Consider the following 23,605-nt stretch of genomic DNA (forward strand, 5'->3'; position numbering starts at 1 on the left):
CAAGGGAGTATCATTGACACATGCAACTTTTACAACGTGACCAACACACACAAACGAAAACACTGAAACGAAACTGGTGGAAAGAAGCTGTCGCTTATCAAATCTACCCGCGCAGTTTTTATGATGCGAACGGGGACGGGATTGGCGATATTCAAGGCATCATCGACAAACTCGATTACTTGAAAGACCTCGGCGTCGACGTCATCTGGATTTGTCCGATGTACAAATCGCCGAATGATGACAACGGCTATGACATTAGCGACTATCAAGCCATCATGGACGAGTTCGGGACGATGGAAGATTTCGACCGTCTGTTGACGGAAGTCCATGCGCGCGGCATGAAATTGCTGTTAGACCTCGTCGTCAACCATACGTCGGATGAGCACCCATGGTTCATCGAATCGAAGAGCTCGAAAGACAATCCGAAGCGTGACTGGTACATTTGGCGTGACGGCAAACCCGACGGCTCGAAACCGAACAACTGGGAGTCAATTTTTGGCGGGTCGGCTTGGGAGTTTGACGAGACGACGGAACAATACTTCTTGCACGTCTTCTCGAAGAAACAGCCGGACCTGAACTGGGAGAACGCCGAGATGCGCCAGACGGTGTACAACATGATCAACTGGTGGCTCGACAAGGGGATTGACGGTTTCCGTGTCGATGCAATCAGCCACATCCGCAAACACCCGTCGTTCGGCGATTTGCCGAACCCGGAAGGCCTCGACTTCGTGCCATCGTTCGAGATGCACATGAACGTCGACGGGATTCACGACTATTTGGAAGAGCTTCGCGACGAGACGTTCAACAAGCACGACATCATGACGGTCGGTGAAGCGAACGGCGTCTCGCCTGACGATGCCCACCTTTGGGTCGGCGAGAAGGAAGGCAAGATGAACATGGTGTTCCAATTCGAACACATGGGTCTTTGGCGTGAAGACGCCGAGTCGAAGCTCGACGTCGTCCACTTGAAGAACGTCCTCACGAAATGGCAAAAAGGTCTCGAAGCAGACGGCTGGAACGCCCTCTATGTCGAGAACCACGACCAGACACGGACCGTGTCGTCATGGGGCGATGACGAGCGCTATTGGAAAGAGAGCGCCAAGTCGATCGCGATGATGTATTTCCTCATGCAAGGGACGCCGTTCATCTATCAAGGCCAAGAGATCGGTATGACGAACGTGAAGTTCGACTCGATCGACCAGTATGACGATATCGCGACACGTAACCGCTATTACATCGGTCTCGAGCATGGCAAGAGCCATGACGAGATGATGGACATCACGTGGAACTCGTCACGGGATAACACGCGCACACCGATGCAGTGGAACTCGGGACCGAACGCGGGCTTCACGTTCGCGGAGACGCCGTGGTTCGGCATCAACCCGAACTACACGGACATCAACGTCGACGCCCAGCTCGAAGACGACGACTCGATTCTCAACTTCTATAAAGAGATGATTCGTCTTCGCAAGCAAGATGAGACATTCGTCTATGGGACGTATGACATCGTCTTGCCGGAGCACCCAGAGATTTACGCGTACACACGCACGCTCGGTGACTCGCAATACCTCGTCATGACGAATTTGACAGGAAAAGAAGCCATCTTTGCGACGGAGATCACGCTTCGCTCAGAAGACGTCGTCTTGAAAAACATGCCGCTCGAGCCGCATGACGAGACGACACTGCTTCATTTGAAGCCGTTCGAAGGTCGCGTCTATAAATTGAGTTAATCCGAAGGCCGCCTCTGTGCGGTCTTTTTTTGAGCACAGGGAAATAACGAATGAGCACGAATTTATTTATAGAAATGATGAGGAGGGATTGGATTGAGATTATTACTGACATCGGCCGGTATCAAAAATGAGCGGATTAAACAGGCGTTGCTCGAGTTGCTAGGGAAACCGATTGAGGAGTGCACCGCCCTTTGTATCCCGACCGCGATTTACGCGTTGCCGGGTGGGACGAATCATGCCTGGAACTTTTTCAACGGTGATTTTTCGACGCCGATGTGTGAGTTAGGGTGGAAATCGGTCGGGGTCCTCGAATTGAGCGCCCTTCCGAATCTCGACGCTGCAGTTTGGAGACCGGCGTTTGACGAGGCAGATGTACTGTTGGTCAACGGAGGCGACCCGCTGTTCTTGCATTATTGGATGAAGCAGTCTGGTATCGCCCAGCTGTTGCCGGAATGGAAGGGTGTCTACGTCGGTCTGAGCGCCGGCAGCATGGTCATGACCCCGCGAATTGGGGAGGCGTTTGTCGGTTGGCAGGCACCGGGCGAGCAGGGCGATGAGACACTGGGGTATGTCGATTTCTCGATTTTCCCTCACCTCGATCATGAGATGTTACCGGAGAACACGTCTGAGCATGCGACCGAATGGGCAGGCATGTTGACTGGTCCGAGCTACGCCATCGATGACGAGACGGCGATTCGAGTCGTCGACGGACGGGTCGACGTGATTTCGGAAGGGACTTGGCTGAAGTTTTAACGAAACGAACGACCGCGTCCAACGTGTGAAGCACGTGCGAACCGGGAAAGAAAAAGTTACCGATTCCGGACCATTCGCGAGATATGGTACGATGGGACAGCGGAAAGGGGACTCACCATGGCAATTGAACCGAAACGCGTACGTGTGCGCCAAAAGACAATGATCAGTGAAATCGAGGAGCCGATTGAGCTGCAAGCCGACGGGCTCTATTATGAGTTGAAGACCGGCTTCGTCTTGACGTTCGATCAAGAACGAGAAGACGGCGTCGTGCCGACAACGATCAAATATACGACGGGCCGGCTCGCGCTCATCTGTAAAGGACCGATTGAGATGAATCATTCCTTTATTGAAGGGCGCTTGACCCAAAGCCTATATAAAAACCCATACATGTCGATGACGATGGCGACGATGACGGAGCGGCTCGATGTCGCGGACGGACGTTGCCGCTTCGCCTACGAGTTGTCGATGAACGATGACTTGGCAGGTAACTATGTAGTCGACGTCACGTGGACGTTTGAAGGAGGAGACGAAGCATGAACTTTGCAGAACGCGTGAGAAAGATTGAAGAGATGTTGAACGAGGATTGGTTCGAGATGCTCGAGACGAATGAGGACGAATATGAAGAGTGGCGCGGCCGCCTCGAGGACCACGCCGAACAGGTCGTCGGGCACTACGATAACGAGACTGGCGTCGATATGGACTCGGTCGATAAATTGCTCCAATTGAACGATGAGTTCCCGCTTCTTTACGGGGAAGACACGGTCCGGCTTTACGTCGCCTTGATTGAAGCGCGACCGGAAGATAGATCGGTATACGACCGCTACATCGACTACTTGGCGGCGATCGGTGACGCGACGCACGAGGAGTTTTTACGGTTCCATACGCTCGTCGAAGCGGGCCGTCTTGACGAGGCACGTGAGCTCGCCCCGCAGATGCCAAAACGATTAGGACTCGAAGATTAAGGCCGCTTTGCGGTCTTTTCTATACATAAAAATAGGGGGAAGCGTTATGTTGCGACTAGTGAAGATATCCATGGAGCAGGAAGCGAACGTGCTCGATTTTTTAAAGGAATGGCGGGAACGCTCCGAGACGATCGTCCCGAACGCCGTCGACCGTGACGCGTCTGACTTTGCGTCGTACGTTAAACAGATTCGTGATAAAGAAGTACGGGTGAACAACGTCAGTTGGGTACCGAGCACGACGTATTGGCTGACGGATGGGCACGAGTTGCTCGGGGCGGCGAATATCCGTCACGAATTGAATGACAACCTCCTCAACTTTGGGGGACACATCGGGTACGGCATCAAGCCGAGTGCCCGCGGACGGGGTCTCGCTACGAAACAGCTCGAACTCGCACTCGAGAAAGCGAAAGAACTCGGGATCGAGCGGGCGTTGATTACGTGCGACCGGACGAACGAAGCGTCACGCCGAGTCATTTTGAACAATGGCGGCGTGCCGGACACGCCGTTCACAGCGGAAGGCGGGAAAATTGTCGAGCGGTTTTGGATTGAACTGAAGGGGTGACATGAGATGGCGAACTGGATCGTGGTCTATTTAGCACTGATCAATTTTTTTGGAATTTATCTGTTTCCGCGAGACCGGGTGCCGTCTCAAAAATGGTTCTCGTTTTCGAGCGGGATCGCCATCACATACTTTTTCATGTATCTCTTGCCGTCCTTGAACAAGCGGCAAGACACGCTTCAAGTCGATTGGCTCGACCTGGCCTTGCCGTCGGAGATTTATGTCATCAGCCTGCTCGGTTTCACCGTCTTTTACGGGACGATGCGTGTCGTCCGGACGCCCCATTTCAAAGACGAGACGATTGACCAGAACGTGTCGTACTGGCTCCAAGTGACGCTGTTGACGGCATATATGTCGTTCTCGGCTTACGTCGTCACGGCATCATCCGTCACGTTCGTCGCACGCAGCTTCTACGCGACGGCGCTCGGCGTCCACTTCCTCGCCGTCGGCCACGACTTGTATCGCCATTACGGGGAACGGTACATCCGGCAAGGGCGTTATTTGTTGAGCGGCGGGATTCTTGCCGGCGGTTTCTTCTCCCGCTTGATCGACCTCGCCTCGCACGTCGAGGCCATCTTGTTCGCGTTCGTCGCCGGGGCGATGATTCTGAACATCGTCAAGTTCGAGCTCCCGGCCGACCGCAACCTTCACTTCCGGACGTTCGTCCTCGCCGTCGTCGGGTATGGCGGTATCCTCTTATTTTTAAAACATGTGCTCAATTTTTGACCTCTCCAATAAAATGAATGACTGTTCATTCATTGTTTGATATACTGAACTCAAGATTGAATCCGTTTTCATAAGGGGGGGTTTTGGGGATGTCTACATTTTTAATCGTCAACTGGATTCTATTCTTGCTCGTCCTCGGCTATGGACTATATTTGTTCGCATCGTTGGTGTACCAGCGCTATACGTTCATCAAGCTCGGGAAAAAGGCAGAGTGGAGCCAAACGAATAAGGAACGGCTTGAACAGGTCATGATCAACGTGTTCGGCCAAAAGAAACTGTTGAAAGACAAGAAGAGCGGCATCATTCACGTCATGATGTTCTATGGGTTCATCCTCGTCCAGTTCGGGGCCATCGACTTCATCTGGAAAGGGCTGGCCGTCGGGACGCGTTTCCCGCACATCCCGCTCGGTCCGCTCTATCCGATTTTCACGTTCATGCAAGAAATCGTCATGCTCATGATTCTCGTCGCGGTCGTTTGGGGATTCTACCGCCGTTACGTCGAGAAACTCGTGCGTTTAAAACGAAACTTTCTGGCCGGTCTCGCCCTCATCTTCATCGGTGGGTTGATGGTATCGGTCTTGTTCGGGAACGGGTTCTATCTCGTCTATAAGGAAGAGCTCCCGATGTGGGGCGAACCGGTCGCGACACTCATCGGTTCGGCGTTCGCTTGGGTACCGGGAGGCGTCGCCTTCGCCTTGTTCGTCGTCTTCTGGTGGCTTCACCTCTTGTTCTTGCTCAGCTTCATGATCTATATCCCGCAAGGCAAGCACGCCCATTTGATTGCCGGGACGCTCAATGTCTGGCTCGGACGGACGCACCAAGTCGGTCGTCTCGCACCGGTCGACTTCTCAGCGATGGAAGAGGCCGAGGAGTCGGATGAAGAAATCGTCTTCGGCGTCAATAAGATCGAAGACTTCAATCAAAAACAACTCGTTGACTTGTATGCCTGTGTCGAATGCGGACGCTGTACGAACGTCTGCCCGGCGACCGGGACTGGTAAAATGTTGTCGCCGATGGATCTCATCGTCAAACTGCGCGACCACATGAACATGAAAGGGGCCGCCATCACGCGTAAATCGCCGTGGGCACCGGCGCTCATGTTCCAAAACACGCAAGGGGCCGAGATCGCGGCCGCGGCTCAAGACGGGCATATGCTCGTCGCCGACGAGTTGATTGGCAACGTCATCACCGAAGAAGAGATTTGGGCATGTACGACATGTCGCAACTGTGAGGACCAATGCCCGGTCATGAACGAGCACGTCGACAAGATCATCGACCTTCGCCGTTACCTCGTCATGATGGAAGGCAAGATGGATCCTGAGGCGCAGCGTACGGTCGCCAACATCGAGCGTCAAGGCAACCCGTGGGGGATGAACCGGAAAGAGCGCGAGAATTGGCGCAAAGACCGGGAAGAACTTGTCATCCCGACGGCGAAAGAGAAGAAGAAGGCCGGTGAAGAGTTCGAATTCCTCTTCTGGGTCGGGGCGATGGGCTCATACGATAGCCGCAGCCAAAAAGTCGCGCAAAGCTTTGCGAGCGTCTTGAACAAGGCCGGCGTCTCGTTCGCCATCCTCGGGAACGAAGAGAAGAACTCAGGGGACACACCACGCCGCATTGGGAATGAGCTGTTGTTCCAAGAGCTCGCCGAAGCGAACATCAAACTGTTCGAGAAGTATGGGGTCACAAAAATCGTCACGGTCGACCCGCACGCGTACAACACGTTTAAAAACGAGTATCCGGACTTCGGACTGAGCGGTGTGAAAGTGTATCACCATACCGAGCTCCTCGCCGAGCTGCTCGATACGGGCCGGGTCAAGCCGGACTTCTCCGTGAACGAGCGGGTCGTCTATCACGACTCGTGCTACCTCGGGCGCTATAACGGCATTTACGACGCCCCACGCTTCGTCTTGGAACGCATCCCGGGTGTCGAACTCGTCGAGGCGGACCGGAACCGTGAGAACGGCATGTGCTGCGGCGCTGGCGGCGGTCTCATGTGGCAAGAAGAGAAAGTCGGGACGCGCGTCAACGTGGCTCGGACCGAGCAGCTGCTCGAGACGAAGCCGACCGTCATCGGCTCGGCTTGTCCGTACTGCTTGACGATGCTCTCGGACGGGACGAAAGCGAAAGAAGTCGATGAGACGGTCGGCACGTTCGACGTCGTCGAATTGCTTGATCGCTCCCTCGCTCCGATCGAAGTAGCAGAACCACTCGTTCAATAAAAAAACAAGGCACGGTCCGCGGACCGTGCCTTGTTTTGTCGTCAGTGCATTTCGGACGTAGCTAGTAAAGAAGACGTCAAGTGCGATAAGCCTTGCGTCGTCTCGTTGATGGCTGAGATCGTCTCGACCATTTGGCCGAGGTCTTGCTTGTTCCGTTCGAACGACAGGACGTAATTGCCCATCTCGTCTTTGACGGTCGAGAAGCCTGCTTTGACGGCACCGAGTTGACGCATCGCCTCGTCGTTCGTCCGATGCATCTGTCCCATCTGATCGAGCAGGGCGGCGATGTTCGTCTCGTTCTCATGGATGAGGACGTTGATTTGACTGCTCAGCTGCTTGGCGTTCTCGGCGAGCGTGCGCACCTCGGTGGCGACGACGGCGAAGCCTTTACCGTGCTCACCGGCCCGGGCCGCTTCAATCGATGCGTTCAAGGCGAGCAAGTTCGTCTGATTGGCGATCTGTTCGATGCTCCGGGTCATGCTGACGATGTCTTGTGAACCGTCCTTGAGGGCGGTGATCCGTTCGAGCGAGGCATCGACATACGTCGCCGATTGCTTGAACTCGGTCTCCATCTGTTCGATTTGTTCGCCGTTCGTATGCGTCAAGTTCATCAAGTGGCGGCTCATCTTCTCCGTCTGTTCGGTCTCGGACAAGACTTGATGGGCCCGCTTGCTCGTCTCGGACATGGCGTGACCGGTTTGTTCCATCGTCGTCGCGACTTCTGTGCTGACGCGGCTCACGTCATGAAGTAGCGCCGCCCGAGCGACGTTCGCCGATTCGATTTCATCGAGGCGGGCGTCGACATATTGTTCGGTGACGATTTGAGCGTCCAAGTTCATCGCGTGAGACAAAGCGAGGAGCGACTCAGTCATCGTGGCCGGGTCGTGTTGATACGCCTCGACGATTTTTGGGATGAGCAACGTGTTGAAGGCGGAATACGTCGCGAGGAACCAGACGACCGGTACCGAGAAGTGATGATGCGTTTGTCCCATCCGCTTGCGCATGGCGAGGAACTTGTCATCGATCTTTCCGGTCAACAGGCTACGGAAGTAGTCGGCGAACACTTTTTTCAGACGTTCACGCGTCGATGAGGCGTTGGCGAGTTGAGCCATCTCGGGTTGGAGCATCAAGTGGTCGAGCACGTTTTCAAGGACGTCATCTAACACCGCTTCGACGAGCGGGGCCATGTTTTGAAGTTGTTTCACTTGCGACGCCGTATAGCCCATATAATGGGTGCGTCCGTTCAAATTCGGGTCGGTTGGTTGCGCGATTGTCGCCACATCGGGAAAGCCGATCGACGCGGCGTAGGCGGCAGGTTTTGCTTTACGGAACAGTGCCATGATTCATTCTCCTTTTTCTCATACAGCTAAAATAGCGTTCTATTCTATATCGGCAAACATGTGAAAAAACTGAGAAATCGATGTGCGATGAAGCTGGTTGTTTTCGCACTAGAAGCGGGAAAGAGGAGAAAGAGAGATGGGTTCGGCCATTTTTGAGAAATGAGGTGTTCCGTTTGAAGAACACGGTCGTGTTATTGACGATTGTCAGCGCCCTCAGCAGTCAAATTTTGCCTCAAATCTTATTTTTGTCGTTTATGGCAGTGGAAGAAGGCTCAGGACGATTGATCCCGTTCATGATTTTTTACGTGGCGAGTATGTCGGGGCTATTGTTATGGGTGTATGTCATCGGGCGGCTAGGCTCGAAACGGACATTTTTGTTGGCATTATCCGTCTTGGTGACCGGACTCATCTGCTTTTTGTTGCCGTTTGGCTGGGCCATCGAATTGAGCGCCTTTCTTGTCGGTGTCGGATCGATCGGTGTCGGGTCGATTATGACGACGATTTTGTCACAGCTAAGCGAATTGTCGGCACCAAAACAACTGTCAGATGAGAAAGGGAGTTCGTTACCGCTTGTGCTCACGCTCATTGCTTGGGTTGTCGCCTTCTCCTATATCCTGACGCAATCGTATAACGGGGCAGTCCTTCTATTCCTCGTCAGTCTCGTTCTTCCATGGTCGTTTGTCAGAAAGTTGCCGCTCGAGAAAACGGCGACGTGGACGTGGGCGACCGGGAAGTTCGTGCTTGCCTTCATCACCGTCACCGTGTTCACGTTGGTGAGCCGTCTCCTCAGCCTGTTGGAAGGGGCGAGCGGGTACGTGGAAATCTTTTTATTGATGATTATTCTGCTCGGGTACGTCGGATGGGTATTGTTCCAGGAGCGGACGAGAACGTATGTCAGTGCGACCAAAACACGGAAAGTCCAGTTGCTCTCATTCATCGTTGGATTGTTCGGCGGTTGGACGTTGATTGGCGCCGTATTCGTCAGTCTGGCCCTATATTCGTTTCAAGTGCTCTTCTTCTATGTGTTCATGCCGTTCTTGGCGGGCGTCATCGGCTGGATATTATTGAACCGTGTGTTCGACGTGGCGCGTCATCCTTACTACGTCCTGCTTGTCACGTCGTTGCTATTCTTCCTCGGTTTCTTGGAGCCGCTCGTGTTCATCCCGGTCTTGTTTGTGAGCGGATACGTCCAGACGATGTATGCGAGTGCGGGTCACGTCTATCTATATGCATCGTATGGGGATAATAAAGAGTTTGCCTCGTTGCTGCTGCAGCTATGGAAACGGTTCGGGATGGTCGTCGCGTATTCCGCGCTCATGGTTGGATTGCTCGCCTACGGCCTATATACTGGCCAGTCCGTCAATGCGGAGTTGTCCTTCAAAGTCCCACGTGGTTGGATGCTCGGGGTGCTCGGTTTGACGTGGATCTTCAACGTTGGATTGATTACGCTCTATTGGTTAAGCATCCAAAAAAACCGTTGAAACTTCAAAATAATTTCCTCTAGCTTTTTCATATCGGTTTTGTTTATAATGAGGAGTGATGTTTAACTAGTGACGGAAAAGGAGTGTCCTTTAATGAATAAATCGTTGATCGATTTCGTTTACGAAATTCTTCAAAAGACTGGCGAGCAACCAGTGTCATTTGATGAGATCCGTGAGCTGATCAGACAAAACTATACGTTCGCAAGTGAAGAGGAAGAGCTCGAGAAAATCGCGCAACTCTACACGGACATGAACATCGACGGACTATTCGTCAACTTGGGAGCTAACCGTTGGGCGCTTCGTGTTTGGTATCCGTTCGATAAGTCAGACGAAGATCTCGTTATCGAAGCACGCCAACGCGGTGAGCTCGATGAGTTCGAAGAAGAGATCGATGAGACAGATGAAGGCATCGTCGACATTGAAGACGACCTTGACGTCTTTGCAAAAGGTGAAGATTTTGACGCATCTGAGTTCGATGCCGAGGATGAAGCCGAAAAAGTAGAAGGCCTTGACGAGTTCGAGGACGAAGACTTGGACGACGACCTCGACCTTGAAGACGAGGATGATTTATAAGAGACCGCAAAAAGCCGGGCATTTGTCCCGGCTAGGCGTGTCTCTTTTTCTTTTTTGATAGTTGAAAAAAAGAAAAAATAATGACTTGACGACTGCATCGTCTCTGACGTAAATTAGTCATGGGCTAGTTTAGCACGTAACGATGCAGCAAAAGTGTCCTCCATTTCAGTGGGGGCACTTTTGCTTTTTTTGTTTTTTTGTTTCCCGTTGTGGCATTCAAGAGAGGAGAATGATGATGACAAAGTATATTTTCGTAACAGGTGGGGTAGTATCTTCACTCGGTAAAGGGATCACAGCCGCTTCGCTCGCACGTCTACTCAAAAACCGAGGTTTGAACGTGACGATTCAAAAGTTTGACCCATATATTAATATCGACCCAGGGACGATGAGCCCGTACCAGCACGGCGAGGTGTTCGTTACAGATGACGGCGCCGAGACGGACCTTGACCTCGGTCACTACGAGCGCTTCATCGACATCAACTTGTCGCAAAACGCCAACGTGACGTCAGGTCGCATCTACTCGACGGTCTTGAAAAAAGAACGCCGTGGCGATTATAACGGGGGTACGGTCCAAGTCATCCCGCACATCACGAACGAGATTAAAGACCGCGTCTTCCGCGCCGGTCGCGAGACGAACGCAGATGTCGTCATCACAGAGATTGGTGGAACAGTCGGGGACATCGAGTCGCTTCCGTTCATTGAGGCCATTCGTCAAGTGAAGAACGACATCGGCAAAGAGAACGTCATGTACGTCCACTGTACGCTCGTCCCTTACCTTCGCGCTGCCGGTGAGATGAAGACGAAACCGACGCAGCACAGCGTCAAAGAGCTTCGTAGTTACGGGATTCAACCGGATATCATCGTCCTCCGTACCGAGCACGACATTCCGGAAGATATGCGTGAAAAGATCGCCTTGTTCTGTGACACGCGCAAAGAAGCGGTCATCGAAGCACAAGACGCATCAACCCTTTATGAAGTACCGCTCAACCTTCAAAAACAAGGGATGGACCAACTCGTCAACGACTACTTCGGCTTCAACACGCCAGCTGCGGATATGACGGCTTGGAAAGAGCTCGTGCACACGGTCACGCACCTCGAGAAGAAAGTGAAAATCGCCCTCGTCGGGAAATACGTTGAACTTCGTGACGCGTACATCTCGGTCGCGGAATCGCTCAAACACGCCGGTTACGCCTTCAACGCGGACATCGATATCGATTGGGTCAACGCAGAAGATGTGACGGCGGAAAACGTCGAGACGATTCTCGGGGATGCTGATGGGATTCTCGTCCCAGGCGGATTCGGAGAACGCGGAATCGAAGGGAAAATCGAAGCGACACGTTATGCCCGTGAGAACAACGTCCCATTCTTCGGGATTTGTCTCGGCATGCAGCTTGCGACGGTCGAGTTCGCCCGCAACGTCTTGAAGCTCGATGGCGCCCATTCGGCGGAGATCGATCCGACGACGGACTACCCGATCATCGACCTTCTCCCAGAGCAAAAAGATATCGAGGACCTCGGCGGCACGCTCCGTCTCGGCCTTTATCCATGTAAGCTCGAGCCAGGTACGAAAGCACATGCGGCGTACAATCAAGAGCTCGTCTACGAGCGCCATCGTCACCGTTACGAGTTCAACAACGAGTACCGTGAGGCGTTCGAGGCGGAAGGGTTCAAGTTCTCAGGAACGAGCCCGGACGGCCGTCTCGTCGAAATCATCGAGATTCCAGAGCACAAGTGGTTCGTCGCGTCGCAGTTCCATCCAGAACTCATTTCGCGTCCGGAGCGTCCACAACGCTTGTTCCACGATTTCATCCAAGCTTCACTCGGCGAGTGAGTGTCAGGTCACAGTCTCATCAGACTGTGGCCTTTTTTCTCGGGCAAAAGGCTGATACATTCCGTAGCCCCAGATGGATACATCGAGGCAGGAATCCGGGTACACTAAGAGTAGAACGGGGAGAGGGCGATGCGACATGCAGAAACGAATGATGGTGTATATCGGATACGGAGGCGCGCTCGTCGCGCTCAGCCTGTTGCCGTTCGTCGTCTTGCCGACGCTATTGCTCCCTTATCAACTTGGATGGACCGGGATCGTGTTGCTCGCACTGTCGATCGGTCTGTTGCGATCGATTCGTGAAGGGTCGAATACGTACTTGAAACAGATGCTCAAAGTCACGTTCACGTTGTTCCTATTGTTCGTCTTCGTGTATTACGTCTCGTTCGGTCTTGTTTTATACGATTCTTACGGGCTCGAGCGGCTGCTCGAACAGTACGAGGACCAGGCGATGTGGTTGTTCGCCGCCTTCAGCTTCCTGCAACCGATCGCGCTCCCGGTCCCGGAGGCGGTCAGTGTCCCGATCGGCAGTGTCGCCCTTGGGCCGCTCCGAGCGGCCTTGATCGGAAGCGTCGCGACGACGCTCGGTATTCTCGTCATGTACGGACTTGCCCGGTTCGGACGAGAACGAATCATGCGTCTCATCGATGCTGACAAGCTCGCGACGTATGACCGGTATGTGGACAAATATGGTCTCGGTGTCTTACTTGTCTTGTTCATCATTCCAATCTTGCCTGACGAGATCATTTGTCTCGCGGCCGGGTTCAGCCGAGTACCGTTCCCTCGATTCGCGTTGATTGCGATTGGGGCGAAGCTCGTCACGTCGTTCGGTCTCGCCTATTCGGTCTCGCTCGGCGAATTGTTCATCACCGGTGCGAGTCCGTTCGCCATCGTCTCGGTGACGGCGAGTCTCTTGCTCGTCATCTTGGCGCTCGTCTGGCGAAAGCGGAAAAAAGGGAATTCGAACTGATTCCTTGAAAGAGTATAGCAGCACTGATAGAGAGGACGAGGGTATGATTCGTGATGAAGCGTTAGTGATTCGACCGATCGAGGTACGCGACTTGGATCGGTTATGGGAATTGATGTATAAGGATGAGGCACCAGAATTCAAGAAGTGGGACGCGCCGTATTTTGAACATCGGGCGCAGACGTATGAGGTGTATCGCGAGAGCGCCGACGAGCACGTCGGGCGTGACGACATGTGGGTCATCGAGGTCAATGGGACTGTCTACGGGACGGTTTCCTTCTATTATGAAGATGCGGGTCAGAACTGGCTCGAGGTCGGGATCATCCTCCATCAAGCCGATCGCTGGAATCGGGGCATCGGGACGCGGGCGCTCAAGCTATGGGTCACGCACTTGTTCGAGACGTTGCCGACGGTCCGGGTCGGATTGACGACGTGGTCGGGCAATGAGCGGATGATGAAAGTGGCCGAGAAAATCGGCATGCGACTCGAAGGTCGGATTCGTCAGGTGCGCGTCGTCGACGACGTGCGTTACGACTCGATTCGCATGGGCATGTTGCGAGAAGAATGGATGACAGAAAGCGCTAAGTCTCGGTAGAGGCTTAGCGCTTTTCATATGTGGAACAGTTGGCGGTATTGGAGCGGGGTCATGTGTTTATATGTCTTGAACGTATTGATATAGGCCGTGCACGAGGCGAAACAATATTTCTCGCCGATGGCACAAATCGGTAAGTTCGTCCCGAGCAAGTCGGCGATGGACGCGTCGATGCGTCGTCGTCGAATCCGTTCGGGCACACTCTCGCCTACTTCCTGTTTGAACAGAGCCGACAAGTAATTGTTCGACAACCCGGTTTGCTGGGCGATCCACGGGAGTGACAACGTCGGTTCTTTCAAGTGGTCTTCAATCAAATGGATGGCCGTCGTGACATTCGGATTGGTCGAGACGGGAGGGGAGAGAAACGCCATCATTTTCGTCAAATGGTCGACAATGACGGGAATGGCGTAGAGAAAATCGAGCGTCGTCGTCAGTTCATCGATTAAGGTGAGAAGTGCGCTCGTGTAATTGAGTGCGGTTTGGACGTTCGGATTGTCTACCGGGATCAAGCGGATGACGTGATAGACGAGACCGCGGTAATAGAAACGGACACTCATATATTCATCCGCGACCGGGAGTTTCAGTAGGTCAAGCGTTAGCGTCTCGAGCAGTTGCTCGGCCCGAATCGGGTGGGCGCTGCGGAGCGCACTCACGATCTGTTGGTCGAGCGTATAAAAGTTATCCACATGCTGAAAGTCATCGAACAAATTTTTGTCACGATGCAGGTGATTCAGAAATTGGCGCTTGATTTTGTTTTCCACCGGATGATTCACTTCTTTCGTCGTACAGTTCGGAACTGTTTATTTATCGCGTGGAACGTTCCGCTTGGTCGCTTGTTTCAACTCGGCGATTTCTCGTGCGAGCGTTTCTTCACGGGAACGAGTGGATGATTCGAGGTGGTGTTCGAGTTCCTTGCTTTTTTGTCGATACGTTTCAGCGATTTGTTTCGTCCGCTGTTGGTGTTGATTGAGCTGTTTGTTGTACGCATCGAGATCGATTGGCTTTTTTGTCATACATCATATGCCCCTTTCAAAAGACGGTCAAACAGACAGGCGTGGCGCAAGCGTGGCTTGTCCAGCAGTCTCATGGAGGAAACGGTTCCTGTCCTTAGCTTACGAAGGGGGACAAGGCTTGCAAAGTTAGGTCAACACGAAAGGAGTGGTGAAAAAGATGAAAAATGTGACGGAATTGTGTCCGTGGCACATCTTATTTCTCACACCGCTCGATGGATTGGGTGGAAACAAAAAAATCCGCAGACGTGAAGTCTGCGGATCGTGGTTTATTTGACGGCTTGGTCTTTGATTGGGAACCAGCCGGCGCGTGTCGTGATGGCGTTCCAGAGCGGAGCCGGTACGGCGAGTTCGGCTTGCTTGTTCAAGTCGAGTTCGGTCTCGATCTCGTCTTCTCGGTCGTCTTTCACTTTCTCGAGCCAATCCGGGTCGATGATGAGTTCGCGGCCTAGCGCGGCGAGGTCGATGACGTTCAGTGCGTCTTCGACTTGACCTGGGCGCTGGAGCTGTCCGACTCCGATGAGCGGGATGGCACCGTTGATGCGTTTGGCGATGCGATCAATCGACCGCTCCGTCACGTTCTCGTTCCGCATTGAACCGATGTTGAAGTTCCAGAGCGAGGCGTGGAGGTAATCGAGGTTTTCTTCGAGCAACATATCGATCAATACGTCCGTATCGTCGAGTGTGATACCCGGCTTTTCGACTTCTTCCGGTGAGAAGCGGTAACCGATCAAGAAGTCGTCTGTGCCTTCGGCCGCACGTTTCACCGAGCGGATGACTTCACGCGGGAACGTAAGACGTGCGTTCACGTCGCCGCCGAAGCGGTCGTCGCGTCGGTTCGAGTGGGGTGAGAAGAACTGCTGAATCAAGTATGTGTTCGCCCCATGAATCTCGACGCCGTCAAAGCCGGCCTCGATGGCACGACGTGTCGCATCGCCGAACGCCTCGATGATGGCTTCGACTTCCTCGGTCTCGAGGGCACGTGGAGTGGCGGCCCCTTCACGGACCGGTGCGACGGCACTTGCGCTTACCGGTTGTTCGTTCGGTACGAGTTCCGGAGGAGACATGCGTCCCGCATGGAAGATTTGGAGAATCGCTTTCGCGCCTTCCGCTTTTAGACTTTCGGCGAGCTGGCGCAGCCCTGGAATGAACTTGTCGTCGTTCACACCGAAAGCGTTCGGGAACCCTTTGCCGTCCTCGGTCACGTAAGCACATGCCGTGATGGCGAGTCCGACGTTCTTGGCCCGCTTCCGGTAGTAGGCGAGTTCGTGCTCTGACACTTCACCCGTCGGTTCAGACGAATAGTGCGTCATCGGCGCGAGTACGAGCCGGTTGTGGAGCTCGACGCCGTTTTTAAATTGGAAAGGTTGTAACATGCGTTTCATAAAAACTCCTCCTTGTTGGTGATACCTTGAAGTCTAGTCGTCTCTTTTCGAAATTGCGAGCAGGACGCTTTCTGAGGGGCAGGTTGCACACTCGGTGAGCGGGTCGATGGTTGAAGACGTGAGAATAGGGTATAATACAGGAGAAAAGTTGATAACCGGTTGGAGACTACAGAGAGACCACGACATGGGGGGCGAAGCCTTGTTTTGTTGTGGTCTCTTTTCATATACATCTGACCGGATTCATTATAGGAGGGGACAAGATGGAAATCAGAAATTTCTCAGCGAAAGAACGTGCCAAACGATACGAACAATTGACGGGGGAACGCCATGATATTCTCGTCGTCGGCGGAGGCATCACTGGTGCCGGGATTGCGCTCGATGCCGCATCCCGTGGGATGAAGACGGCCGTACTCGAGATGCAAGACTTCGCGGCCGGAACGTCGAGCCGTTCGACGAAACTCGTCCACGGAGGTTTACGTTATTTGAAACAGTTCGAAGTCGCACTCGTTGCTGAAGTCGGTAAAGAGCGGGCGATTGTCTATGAGAACGGGCCACACGTCACGACACCGGAGCGCATGCTGTTGCCGATGCATAAAGGCGGCACGTTCGGACCACTTTCGACCGCGGTCGGCTTGATGGTGTACGACTTCTTGGCCGGCGTCAAACGCGCAGAGCGCCGGTTGATGTTGAAACCGGATGAAGTCATTCAAAAAGCACCGCTCGTCAAAAAAGACGGTCTTGTCGGTGGCGGATATTACGTCGAATATCGGACGGATGACGCTCGGATGACGATTGAAGTTGCGAAAGAGGCGGCCAATCACGGTGCCCTCTTAATGAACTACTCGAAAGTGACCGGTCTCATCTATGAGCAAGGGAAAGTCGTCGGCGTGCACGTCGAGGACCAAATCGATGGCAAGACGTATGAGGTCTATGCGAAGAAAGTCATCAATGCGACCGGTCCTTGGGTCGACGTGCTCCGCGAGCAGGATGGCTCGAACAAAGGGAAGATGCTCCGCTTGACGAAAGGGATTCACCTCGTCATCGACCAATCGAAATTCCCGCTCAAGCAAGCGATTTACTTCGATACACCGGACGGACGGATGGTATTCGCGATTCCACGTGACGGCAAGGCGTACGTCGGGACGACGGACACGTTCTTCGATAAGGATAAGGCTCACCCACGTATGACGACCGAGGATCGCGACTATATTTTAGAGGCGATCCACTATATGTTCCCCGACGTCAACGTGACGGCAGACGACGTCGAGTCGAGCTGGGCCGGGATTCGTCCGCTCATCTACGAAGAAGGCAAAGACCCGTCTGAGATTTCACGGAAAGATGAGGTCTGGCAGTCAGAGAGCGGATTGATTACGATCGCCGGCGGGAAGTTGACCGGTTACCGGAAGATGTCAGAGACGGTCGTCGATTTGGTGGCGAAACTGCTCAAACAAGAAGAAGGTATCGTCTTCCTCGCCTCGCGTACGAAGCATATGCCGATGTCGGGCGGCCATGTCGGCGGCTCGAAAGGGTTCGATGACTTCTTGACGAAGAAGAAGGCTGAACTGAAAAACCTTGGTCTCGATGACGTCAAAGCCGAGCAGCTCGTCCGTCTATACGGATCGAACATCGATCGTGTCATCGAGCGGATGGACTCGAACGCGTACGACCTTCCAGAGTACGTCTATGCACAACTCATGTACGGCATTGAAGAAGAGTCGGTCGTTCGGGCCATCGACTTCCTCGTACGCCGGACCGGGGCGATGTTCTTCGACATCGATTTCGTCCGCGACTATAAAGACGGCGTGCTCCGTTGCATGGCTGATGTCTTCAAATGGTCGGACGCTCGTCTCGCCGAAGAACGGGCCGAAGTCGAGAAAGAGATTGATCTCGCCGTTGTCCCAGTGACCGTTGAATAATGAAATGAACCAAAAGGAACCTCGCCGCGGCGAGGTTCCTTTTCATATGCCCAGTTCTTCATAGTACGCCATGATGCGTTCGTCGAGCGCCTCGACGACGTCCGGTTCGCCGAGCAAATAAAGATAAAGATATATACCGTCCTCACGGTACACTTCTGTTTCGAGTGTCAGCGTGGTCGGTCGTCCTTCGAAGATCACATCGATTGTGCCGAGCGCGTGCACGTCCGCTTCGTCGAGGTCCGGGTTAGAAGCCAGCTTTTTGATGCGGGCGATGTCACTGTCTGCGATTGGCTCATCGAACGTCTCGGACAAGACGGCGAACGTCTCCGGCAATTCCTCGAGATCGGTCTCGATGGCCGCGGCGAGCAGTGTCTCTTCTTGGTCTTCCCCGAAGACGTTCACCACAAGTGCGACCATGCTTCCAAGCGCCAAGACGAACAACACGTATAACAAATATTGCTTCATCATGTAACTCCCATTCGTTTCATGTGTTCAGTATATCAGCGTACCGGGTGTTTAGAAATGGGAACACGATGGTATTGAACAAGATGGAAACGAGGAGAGTGGGGGGATATGCGATGAAACGAGGACTTACGATTAGTGGCATCGTCCTCATCTTATTTCTCGGCTGGCAATTCGTCGACACGAATCGGCTCTTTGCCGACGTCTACTACGCGAAAGTACCGAGTGCGGAAGTGATCGACCGAGGAACGATATACACGTATGAGATGATCGGCTATGACGAAGATGGGAAAAAACGCCCGATTACGTTCCAGGACCCGACGCGCTTGGCTGAAGGTGATTTTTTGAAAGTATATGTCAAAGATGAGGGACGCGTGACCGCGTACGAACCGGTAGCCGAGTCGGAAGTGCCGGCCCAGCTGAAGGACGAACAGACCGATGAACCGGTAGCGATACCGTTGCCTTGATTTCAAAATAGTCGCGTCGCCAAATGAAATTGGATTTGGTATGGTTAGAGTATTGCAAAATATGGAGAGAAGGTAGATGGATGTCACGGATGTTGATCGCAGACGACCAAGACGGGATTCGGTTGATGTTGGCGCAGGTGTTCCAAAACCTCGGCATTGAGGTCGACACGGCGAATGACGGACTGAGCGCTTGGGAAAAGCTTGAACAGAACGGATATGATTTAGTATTGCTCGATATGAACATGCCGCGCATGTTCGGCCACGAGGTGCTTCGAAACATGCGTCAACGAGACATTGATACCCCGGTCATGATCATGACCGCGTTCGGCGAGAAATCGACACTCGAAGAAGTGCAACGCCTGGGCATCACCGCGCAATTCGAAAAGCCGTTCGATATTTATGGCATGATTGAAAAAGTGAAAGAAGTCCTAAAAATCTAGTGATTCGTCACGAAGATGACATATGTAAACGCTTGCGCAGAGCCATTTCTATGCCCGAATAGCATAGGCACACGTTTCGACGTGTGTTATAATGGGAACGAATTGCACGGGAGCACTTTTCCCATAGTGCACAATAGCGAACAGACAGGAGGATGTCATTATGCCATTAGTATCAATGACAGAAATGCTTAACAAAGCATTCGAAGGCAAGTATGCAGTCGGCCAATTCAACATCAACAACCTCGAGTGGACGCAAGCGATTCTTCGCGCTGCGGAAGACGAGAAATCACCAGTTATCCTCGGTGTATCAGAAGGTGCAGCGAAGTACATGGGTGGCTTCACAACAGTTGTTAAAATGACTGAAGGTCTCATGCACGACTACAACATCACTGTTCCAGTTGCAATCCACCTCGACCACGGTTCATCTTTCGACAAGTGTAAAGCAGCGATCGACGCTGGTTTCACGTCTGTTATGATCGACGGTTCACACCACCCGATCGAAGAGAACATCGAAATGACGAAACAAGTCGTTGAATATGCACACGCTAAAGGCGCTTCAGTTGAAGCGGAAGTCGGCACAGTCGGCGGCGAAGAAGACGGCGTTGTCGGCGGCGTACAATACGCTGACCTCGACGAGTGTGTACGTGTCGTTAAAGAAGCGAAAGTTGACGCTCTTGCGGCAGCACTCGGTTCTGTACACGGAGAATACCAAGGCGAGCCAAAACTCGGCTTCAAAGAGATGGAAGAAATCGCAGAAGCGACTAAAACTCCACTCGTTCTTCACGGCGGTTCAGGTATTCCTGAGCACCAAATCAAAAAAGCAATCGAGCTCGGTCACAGCAAAATCAACGTTAACACAGAGTGCCAACAAGAATGGACTCGTGCCGTACGTGAGAAGCTCAACACGGACTCGAAAGTATATGACCCACGTAAAGTCATCGGCCCTGGTGTCGAAGCGATCTACAACGTCGTTACTGGCAAAATGCGTGAGTTCGGTTCAAGCAACCAAGCATAATCCTGTCACATCAGTCGGTTCTCCCTGTGAGAACCGGCTTTTTTTATGGAATGCTGCTCATCGGATCGATGTTCGCCATCGCCGCATTGACGTAAAGGGTGTAGCAATTCCATGACAATTTCCTCATAATAAGAAGTGTAAGCGATCACAACACCATTCGAGGAGGAATTGTACATGCGTTTTTTCATTGATACGGCAAACGTGGAAGACATCAAGAAAGCTCATCAGATGGGCGTCATCGGGGGCGTGACGACGAATCCATCGCTCGTCGCCAAAGAAGGCGTCGATTTCCATACACGGCTACGCGAAATCTGTGAGATCGTCGGGGATCTCTCAGTCAGCGCGGAAGTTATTGCGCTCGACGCAGCGGGTATGGTGGAAGAAGGAAAGGAACTTGCGGCCATCGCGCCGAATATTACTGTCAAGGTACCGATGACGCCAGCAGGCATGGAAGCGGTCAATACGTTTTCACAGCTCGGCATCAAGACGAACGTGACACTCATCTTTAACGCCAACCAAGCCTTACTTGCGGCTCGGGCCGGCGCGTCATACGTCTCGCCATTCATCGGTCGTTTGGATGATATCGGTCAAGATGGCCTCGACCTTGTCGAGACGATTGCCAATATCTTTGCCATTCATGGGATCGAGACGGAAATCATCGCGGCTTCCGTTCGCCATCCGGTTCACGCGACGAAAGCAGCCCTTCTTGGCGCTGACATCGCCACGGTACCATATAAAGTCATCGAACAGATGATGAAACATCCGCTCACTGACAAAGGGATCGAGCAATTCTTAGCGGATTGGAACAACGCTCAATCCAAATAAGTTTGTCGCAGAAAGGTTTGATCATCGTGGAAATTCTCCATATCGTAGGACAGCAAAAGCTTGAAGGAACAGTCGACATTAGCGGTGCCAAACAGAGCGCCTTGCCTTGTCTCGTCGCAGCACTGTTGACGGAAGAACCGGTGACGATTGAAAACGTCCCCGTGATCGAGGACGTCGAAGTGATGCTCAGTCTATTACAAGAACTCGGGGTCGCGATTGAACGGGACGGGGAGCGGATGACGCTTCATGCGAAAGACGCTGTCGCCATGCCGCTACTCGGCTCAGAAACGCGTAAAGTCCGAGCCGCTGTCTATTTGCTCGGGGTGTTTGCGGCTCGTTTTGGGAAAGGGGCCGTCGGGCTTCCCGGTGGATATGCGATTGGTCCACGACCGATCGATTTACATTTGAAAGCACTCGAACGTCTCGGGATTAAAGTCGAGAACGAATCGGGACTCTATCATGTGAACGCCGAAAAGTTGGAAGGGAATCGGATCTATCTCGACCTTCGCTCGTTCGGGGCGACGGTGAGCGCCATGCTCGCGGCCGTACTCGCAGACGGGACGACCGTCATCGAGAACGCTGCCATCGACCCGGAAATTGTCGACGTCGCGACGATGCTCACTTCGATGGGGGCACATGTCATCGGGGCAGGGACCGACGAGATTCGCATTAAAGGGGTCGACAAATTACACGGCTGCACGCACACGCTCATTCCTGACCGCTTAGAGGCCGGGACATTTATGATTTTTGGTGCTGTAGCAGGGGAAGTGACGGTTCGAAACGTCATCCCGACCCACTTAGAAGGTGTCATTCAAAAGTTGATGGATTACGGGGCTGAAGTCGAAGTGGACGAGGAATCGATCACGGTGCGGGCGAACGCCTTCCGTCCGATCGATATTCGCGTCTTCCACTATTCGGGATATCCGACCGACCTGCAACCGATCATGTCGGCCGCGCTCCTAAAGGCGAACGGAACGAGTGTCGTCACGGATAAACTGTACGCCCAACGCTTCCGCCATATCGCGGAAATGCGACGGATGAACGCACAGATCACGCTCGAGGACGCTTCGGCCGTCATCCGTGGTGGGTCGACGCTCGCCAATGCGGAGATGGAATGTGCGGACGCGAGGAGCGGGGCGGCACTCGTCTTGGCAGGACTTCAGGCGAGTGGTGAATCCACGGTGATCCATGCGGAAAAATTGAACGATTCTTATGTCGATTTCGTCGGCAAACTAAAACAACTCGGCGCCCTCGCCTGGGTCGATGAGGTGTCCGAGTAACAAAGGGGAGAATTCGGGTGGAACGTAGTTTATCAATGGAATTGGTCCGAGTCACAGAAGCGGCAGCGCTATCTTCGGCTCGCTGGATGGGTAAAGGCTTGAAAGAAGAAGCGGACGACGCGGCGACGACCGCGATGCGTGAAGTGTTCGATACGATCCCGATGAAAGGGGTCGTCGTCATCGGTGAAGGTGAGATGGATGAGGCGCCGATGCTCTACATCGGTGAGAAAGTCGGGAATGGATACGGCTCACGCCTCGACGTCGCCGTCGATCCGCTCGAAGGGACGAGCATCGTCGCGACGGGGACGTGGGGCGCGCTCGCCGTCCTCGCTGTCGCCGATGCCGGTGATTTGCTCCACGCGCCGGACATGTATATGGACAAGATTGCCGTAGGTCCGGAAGCGGCCGGATTGATCAGTCTCGACAATTCGATTGAAGAGAATATCGCCATCGTCGCCAAGGCGAAGAACAAGAACGTCGAAGACGTCGTCGTGACGATCTTACATCGTGACCGTCACGAAGAGATGATTCAACGCGTCCGGGCGACGGGTGCTCGCATCAAGTTGATTCCAGACGGTGACGTGGCCGCGGCCATCAACACGGCGTTCCCGAAAACGGGGGTCGATTTATTGCTCGGTTCGGGCGGAGCGCCGGAAGGTGTCATCGCGGCCGTCGCGATGAAGTGCCTCGGCGGTGATTTCCAAGGCCGTCTGCTTCCTGAAGACGAAGCCCAAGAGAAGCGTTGCCAAGACATGGGCATCGCCGACACGGGCCGGATTTTGCTTCTAGACGACCTCGTCAAAGGCGAAGACTGCATCTTCGCGGCGACTGGCGTGACGGACGGGGAGTTGCTCCGCGGCGTTCAGTTCACCGGACAGGGCGGTCAGACACATTCGGTCGTCATGCGTGCCAAGTCGGGGACGGTCCGCTTCGTCGAAGGCATCCACTCCTTGAAGAAAAAACCGAAAATGGTCATGAAACCTTAATTCTCTCGAGTCGCGGACGTGATGTCCGCGGCTTTTTTGATGTGTTCCTACATATTTACAATGCACGCAGAACGGGAAAGGAAGGGCAG

The 23,605-nt window shown here is 53.4% G+C and carries 24 protein-coding genes; 19 read left to right on the top strand and 5 right to left on the bottom strand.

Annotated elements, in window-relative coordinates:
* Positions 1 to 20 precede the first annotated feature (20 nt).
* The 7 genes from KNP75_RS01235 (at position 21) to KNP75_RS01265 (ending at position 6,949) form a co-directional block, all read left to right on the top strand.
* Positions 21 to 1,730, top strand: a complete 1,710-nt coding sequence (locus tag KNP75_RS01235; RefSeq protein ID WP_285800830.1) for a glycoside hydrolase family 13 protein — start codon at positions 21 to 23, stop codon at positions 1,728 to 1,730.
* Positions 1,731 to 1,823: 93 nt separating this feature from the next.
* Complete coding sequence (locus KNP75_RS01240) at positions 1,824 to 2,483, top strand: Type 1 glutamine amidotransferase-like domain-containing protein (RefSeq protein ID WP_215189424.1); 660 nt, start codon at positions 1,824 to 1,826, stop codon at positions 2,481 to 2,483.
* Between the two features lie 117 nt (positions 2,484 to 2,600).
* Positions 2,601 to 3,020, top strand: a complete 420-nt coding sequence (locus KNP75_RS01245; protein ID WP_215189426.1) for a YwiB family protein — start codon at positions 2,601 to 2,603, stop codon at positions 3,018 to 3,020.
* On the top strand, positions 3,017 to 3,445 hold the full coding sequence (locus tag KNP75_RS01250; RefSeq protein ID WP_138858750.1) for a hypothetical protein: 429 nt from the start codon (positions 3,017 to 3,019) through the stop codon (positions 3,443 to 3,445). The genes KNP75_RS01245 and KNP75_RS01250 overlap by 4 nt, the downstream gene beginning before the upstream one ends.
* A gap of 46 nt (positions 3,446 to 3,491) precedes the next feature.
* Positions 3,492 to 4,007, top strand: coding sequence for a GNAT family N-acetyltransferase (locus KNP75_RS01255; RefSeq protein ID WP_215189428.1), 516 nt, complete (start codon positions 3,492 to 3,494; stop codon positions 4,005 to 4,007).
* Positions 4,008 to 4,013: 6 nt separating this feature from the next.
* Positions 4,014 to 4,730 (top strand): hypothetical protein, encoded by a 717-nt coding sequence (locus KNP75_RS01260; RefSeq protein WP_034779293.1) that lies wholly within the window; start codon positions 4,014 to 4,016, stop codon positions 4,728 to 4,730.
* An 89-nt stretch (positions 4,731 to 4,819) separates the two neighbouring features.
* Positions 4,820 to 6,949: a (Fe-S)-binding protein gene (locus KNP75_RS01265; protein ID WP_034779291.1), complete on the top strand. Its 2,130-nt coding sequence runs from the start codon at positions 4,820 to 4,822 to the stop codon at positions 6,947 to 6,949.
* A gap of 41 nt (positions 6,950 to 6,990) precedes the next feature.
* Here the strand turns inward: KNP75_RS01265 and KNP75_RS01270 are convergent, their stop codons facing one another.
* Entirely contained in the window at positions 6,991 to 8,289 is a 1,299-nt protein-coding gene (locus KNP75_RS01270; protein WP_215189430.1) for a methyl-accepting chemotaxis protein, read from the bottom strand.
* A 164-nt stretch (positions 8,290 to 8,453) separates the two neighbouring features.
* Between KNP75_RS01270 and KNP75_RS01275 the strand changes: the two genes are divergently transcribed.
* The 5 genes from KNP75_RS01275 (at position 8,454) to KNP75_RS01295 (ending at position 13,733) form a co-directional block, all read left to right on the top strand.
* The gene (locus KNP75_RS01275; protein WP_353049012.1) at positions 8,454 to 9,770 is read left to right on the top strand and encodes a hypothetical protein; all 1,317 of its coding nucleotides are present in this window, start codon (positions 8,454 to 8,456) and stop codon (positions 9,768 to 9,770) included.
* A 93-nt stretch (positions 9,771 to 9,863) separates the two neighbouring features.
* Positions 9,864 to 10,343: a DNA-directed RNA polymerase subunit delta gene (gene rpoE, locus KNP75_RS01280; protein ID WP_021066088.1), complete on the top strand. Its 480-nt coding sequence runs from the start codon at positions 9,864 to 9,866 to the stop codon at positions 10,341 to 10,343.
* Between the two features lie 235 nt (positions 10,344 to 10,578).
* A complete protein-coding gene (locus tag KNP75_RS01285) occupies positions 10,579 to 12,174 on the top strand; it encodes a CTP synthase (RefSeq protein ID WP_034779284.1) in 1,596 nt (531 codons plus the stop codon).
* A gap of 136 nt (positions 12,175 to 12,310) precedes the next feature.
* Complete coding sequence (locus KNP75_RS01290) at positions 12,311 to 13,141, top strand: TVP38/TMEM64 family protein (RefSeq protein WP_034779281.1); 831 nt, start codon at positions 12,311 to 12,313, stop codon at positions 13,139 to 13,141.
* Positions 13,142 to 13,184: 43 nt separating this feature from the next.
* Complete coding sequence (locus KNP75_RS01295) at positions 13,185 to 13,733, top strand: GNAT family N-acetyltransferase (protein ID WP_215189433.1); 549 nt, start codon at positions 13,185 to 13,187, stop codon at positions 13,731 to 13,733.
* Positions 13,734 to 13,747: 14 nt separating this feature from the next.
* Here KNP75_RS01295 and KNP75_RS15785 read toward each other — a convergent pair whose 3' ends face one another.
* The 3 genes from KNP75_RS15785 to KNP75_RS01310 all read right to left on the bottom strand — a co-directional run bounded on the left by KNP75_RS15785 (position 13,748) and on the right by KNP75_RS01310 (position 16,125).
* Positions 13,748 to 14,491: a helix-turn-helix transcriptional regulator gene (locus KNP75_RS15785; RefSeq protein WP_215189435.1), complete on the bottom strand. Its 744-nt coding sequence runs from the start codon at positions 14,489 to 14,491 to the stop codon at positions 13,748 to 13,750.
* A gap of 39 nt (positions 14,492 to 14,530) precedes the next feature.
* Complete coding sequence (locus KNP75_RS01305) at positions 14,531 to 14,743, bottom strand: hypothetical protein (protein WP_034779277.1); 213 nt, start codon at positions 14,741 to 14,743, stop codon at positions 14,531 to 14,533.
* Positions 14,744 to 15,009: 266 nt separating this feature from the next.
* Entirely contained in the window at positions 15,010 to 16,125 is a 1,116-nt protein-coding gene (locus KNP75_RS01310) for an NADH-dependent flavin oxidoreductase (RefSeq protein ID WP_034779275.1), read from the bottom strand.
* Positions 16,126 to 16,385: 260 nt separating this feature from the next.
* On the opposite strand from KNP75_RS01310, the gene KNP75_RS01315 reads away from it, so the two are divergent.
* Entirely contained in the window at positions 16,386 to 18,041 is a 1,656-nt protein-coding gene (locus tag KNP75_RS01315; protein WP_034779272.1) for a glycerol-3-phosphate dehydrogenase/oxidase, read from the top strand.
* Between the two features lie 42 nt (positions 18,042 to 18,083).
* Here the strand turns inward: KNP75_RS01315 and KNP75_RS01320 are convergent, their stop codons facing one another.
* Positions 18,084 to 18,506, bottom strand: a complete 423-nt coding sequence (locus KNP75_RS01320) for a hypothetical protein (RefSeq protein ID WP_215189437.1) — start codon at positions 18,504 to 18,506, stop codon at positions 18,084 to 18,086.
* Between the two features lie 113 nt (positions 18,507 to 18,619).
* On the opposite strand from KNP75_RS01320, the gene KNP75_RS01325 reads away from it, so the two are divergent.
* The 6 genes from KNP75_RS01325 to glpX all read left to right on the top strand — a co-directional run bounded on the left by KNP75_RS01325 (position 18,620) and on the right by glpX (position 23,516).
* Complete coding sequence (locus tag KNP75_RS01325; RefSeq protein ID WP_215189439.1) at positions 18,620 to 18,970, top strand: YxeA family protein; 351 nt, start codon at positions 18,620 to 18,622, stop codon at positions 18,968 to 18,970.
* 80 nt (positions 18,971 to 19,050) lie between these two features.
* On the top strand, positions 19,051 to 19,410 hold the full coding sequence (locus tag KNP75_RS01330) for a response regulator (protein ID WP_034779266.1): 360 nt from the start codon (positions 19,051 to 19,053) through the stop codon (positions 19,408 to 19,410).
* A 160-nt stretch (positions 19,411 to 19,570) separates the two neighbouring features.
* Positions 19,571 to 20,425 (top strand): class II fructose-1,6-bisphosphate aldolase, encoded by an 855-nt coding sequence (gene fba, locus KNP75_RS01335; RefSeq protein WP_021066099.1) that lies wholly within the window; start codon positions 19,571 to 19,573, stop codon positions 20,423 to 20,425.
* 174 nt (positions 20,426 to 20,599) lie between these two features.
* Entirely contained in the window at positions 20,600 to 21,250 is a 651-nt protein-coding gene (gene fsa, locus KNP75_RS01340; RefSeq protein WP_034779261.1) for a fructose-6-phosphate aldolase, read from the top strand.
* A gap of 26 nt (positions 21,251 to 21,276) precedes the next feature.
* Positions 21,277 to 22,530 carry a UDP-N-acetylglucosamine 1-carboxyvinyltransferase gene (murA, locus tag KNP75_RS01345; protein ID WP_214753674.1) on the top strand — a complete coding sequence of 418 codons (1,254 nt, stop codon included), beginning with the start codon at positions 21,277 to 21,279 and terminating at the stop codon, positions 22,528 to 22,530.
* Positions 22,531 to 22,547: 17 nt separating this feature from the next.
* On the top strand, positions 22,548 to 23,516 hold the full coding sequence (gene glpX / locus KNP75_RS01350; protein ID WP_029594665.1) for a class II fructose-bisphosphatase: 969 nt from the start codon (positions 22,548 to 22,550) through the stop codon (positions 23,514 to 23,516).
* Positions 23,517 to 23,605: the final 89 nt, after the last annotated feature.

It is taken from the genome of Exiguobacterium sp. s6 (genome assembly GCF_018618155.1).
Classification (GTDB): domain Bacteria; phylum Bacillota; class Bacilli; order Exiguobacteriales; family Exiguobacteriaceae; genus Exiguobacterium; species Exiguobacterium mexicanum_A.

What these genes read in the sequence shown, in the direction of transcription:
- KNP75_RS01235 (WP_285800830.1), top strand. Translation starts at nt 21, where the DNA reads ATGCAACTTTTACAACGTGACCAACACACACAAACGAAAACACTGAAA.
- KNP75_RS01245 (WP_215189426.1), top strand. Translation starts at nt 2,601, where the DNA reads ATGGCAATTGAACCGAAACGCGTACGTGTGCGCCAAAAGACAATGATC.
- KNP75_RS01250 (WP_138858750.1), top strand. Translation starts at nt 3,017, where the DNA reads ATGAACTTTGCAGAACGCGTGAGAAAGATTGAAGAGATGTTGAACGAG.
- KNP75_RS01255 (WP_215189428.1), top strand. Translation starts at nt 3,492, where the DNA reads ATGTTGCGACTAGTGAAGATATCCATGGAGCAGGAAGCGAACGTGCTC.
- KNP75_RS01260 (WP_034779293.1), top strand. Translation starts at nt 4,014, where the DNA reads ATGGCGAACTGGATCGTGGTCTATTTAGCACTGATCAATTTTTTTGGA.
- KNP75_RS01265 (WP_034779291.1), top strand. Translation starts at nt 4,820, where the DNA reads ATGTCTACATTTTTAATCGTCAACTGGATTCTATTCTTGCTCGTCCTC.
- KNP75_RS01270 (WP_215189430.1), bottom strand. Translation starts at nt 8,289, where the DNA reads ATGGCACTGTTCCGTAAAGCAAAACCTGCCGCCTACGCCGCGTCGATC.
- rpoE (WP_021066088.1), top strand. Translation starts at nt 9,864, where the DNA reads ATGAATAAATCGTTGATCGATTTCGTTTACGAAATTCTTCAAAAGACT.
- KNP75_RS01285 (WP_034779284.1), top strand. Translation starts at nt 10,579, where the DNA reads ATGACAAAGTATATTTTCGTAACAGGTGGGGTAGTATCTTCACTCGGT.
- KNP75_RS01290 (WP_034779281.1), top strand. Translation starts at nt 12,311, where the DNA reads ATGCAGAAACGAATGATGGTGTATATCGGATACGGAGGCGCGCTCGTC.
- KNP75_RS01295 (WP_215189433.1), top strand. Translation starts at nt 13,185, where the DNA reads ATGATTCGTGATGAAGCGTTAGTGATTCGACCGATCGAGGTACGCGAC.
- KNP75_RS01305 (WP_034779277.1), bottom strand. Translation starts at nt 14,743, where the DNA reads ATGACAAAAAAGCCAATCGATCTCGATGCGTACAACAAACAGCTCAAT.
- KNP75_RS01310 (WP_034779275.1), bottom strand. Translation starts at nt 16,125, where the DNA reads ATGAAACGCATGTTACAACCTTTCCAATTTAAAAACGGCGTCGAGCTC.
- KNP75_RS01315 (WP_034779272.1), top strand. Translation starts at nt 16,386, where the DNA reads ATGGAAATCAGAAATTTCTCAGCGAAAGAACGTGCCAAACGATACGAA.
- KNP75_RS01320 (WP_215189437.1), bottom strand. Translation starts at nt 18,506, where the DNA reads ATGAAGCAATATTTGTTATACGTGTTGTTCGTCTTGGCGCTTGGAAGC.
- KNP75_RS01325 (WP_215189439.1), top strand. Translation starts at nt 18,620, where the DNA reads ATGAAACGAGGACTTACGATTAGTGGCATCGTCCTCATCTTATTTCTC.
- KNP75_RS01330 (WP_034779266.1), top strand. Translation starts at nt 19,051, where the DNA reads ATGTCACGGATGTTGATCGCAGACGACCAAGACGGGATTCGGTTGATG.
- fba (WP_021066099.1), top strand. Translation starts at nt 19,571, where the DNA reads ATGCCATTAGTATCAATGACAGAAATGCTTAACAAAGCATTCGAAGGC.
- fsa (WP_034779261.1), top strand. Translation starts at nt 20,600, where the DNA reads ATGCGTTTTTTCATTGATACGGCAAACGTGGAAGACATCAAGAAAGCT.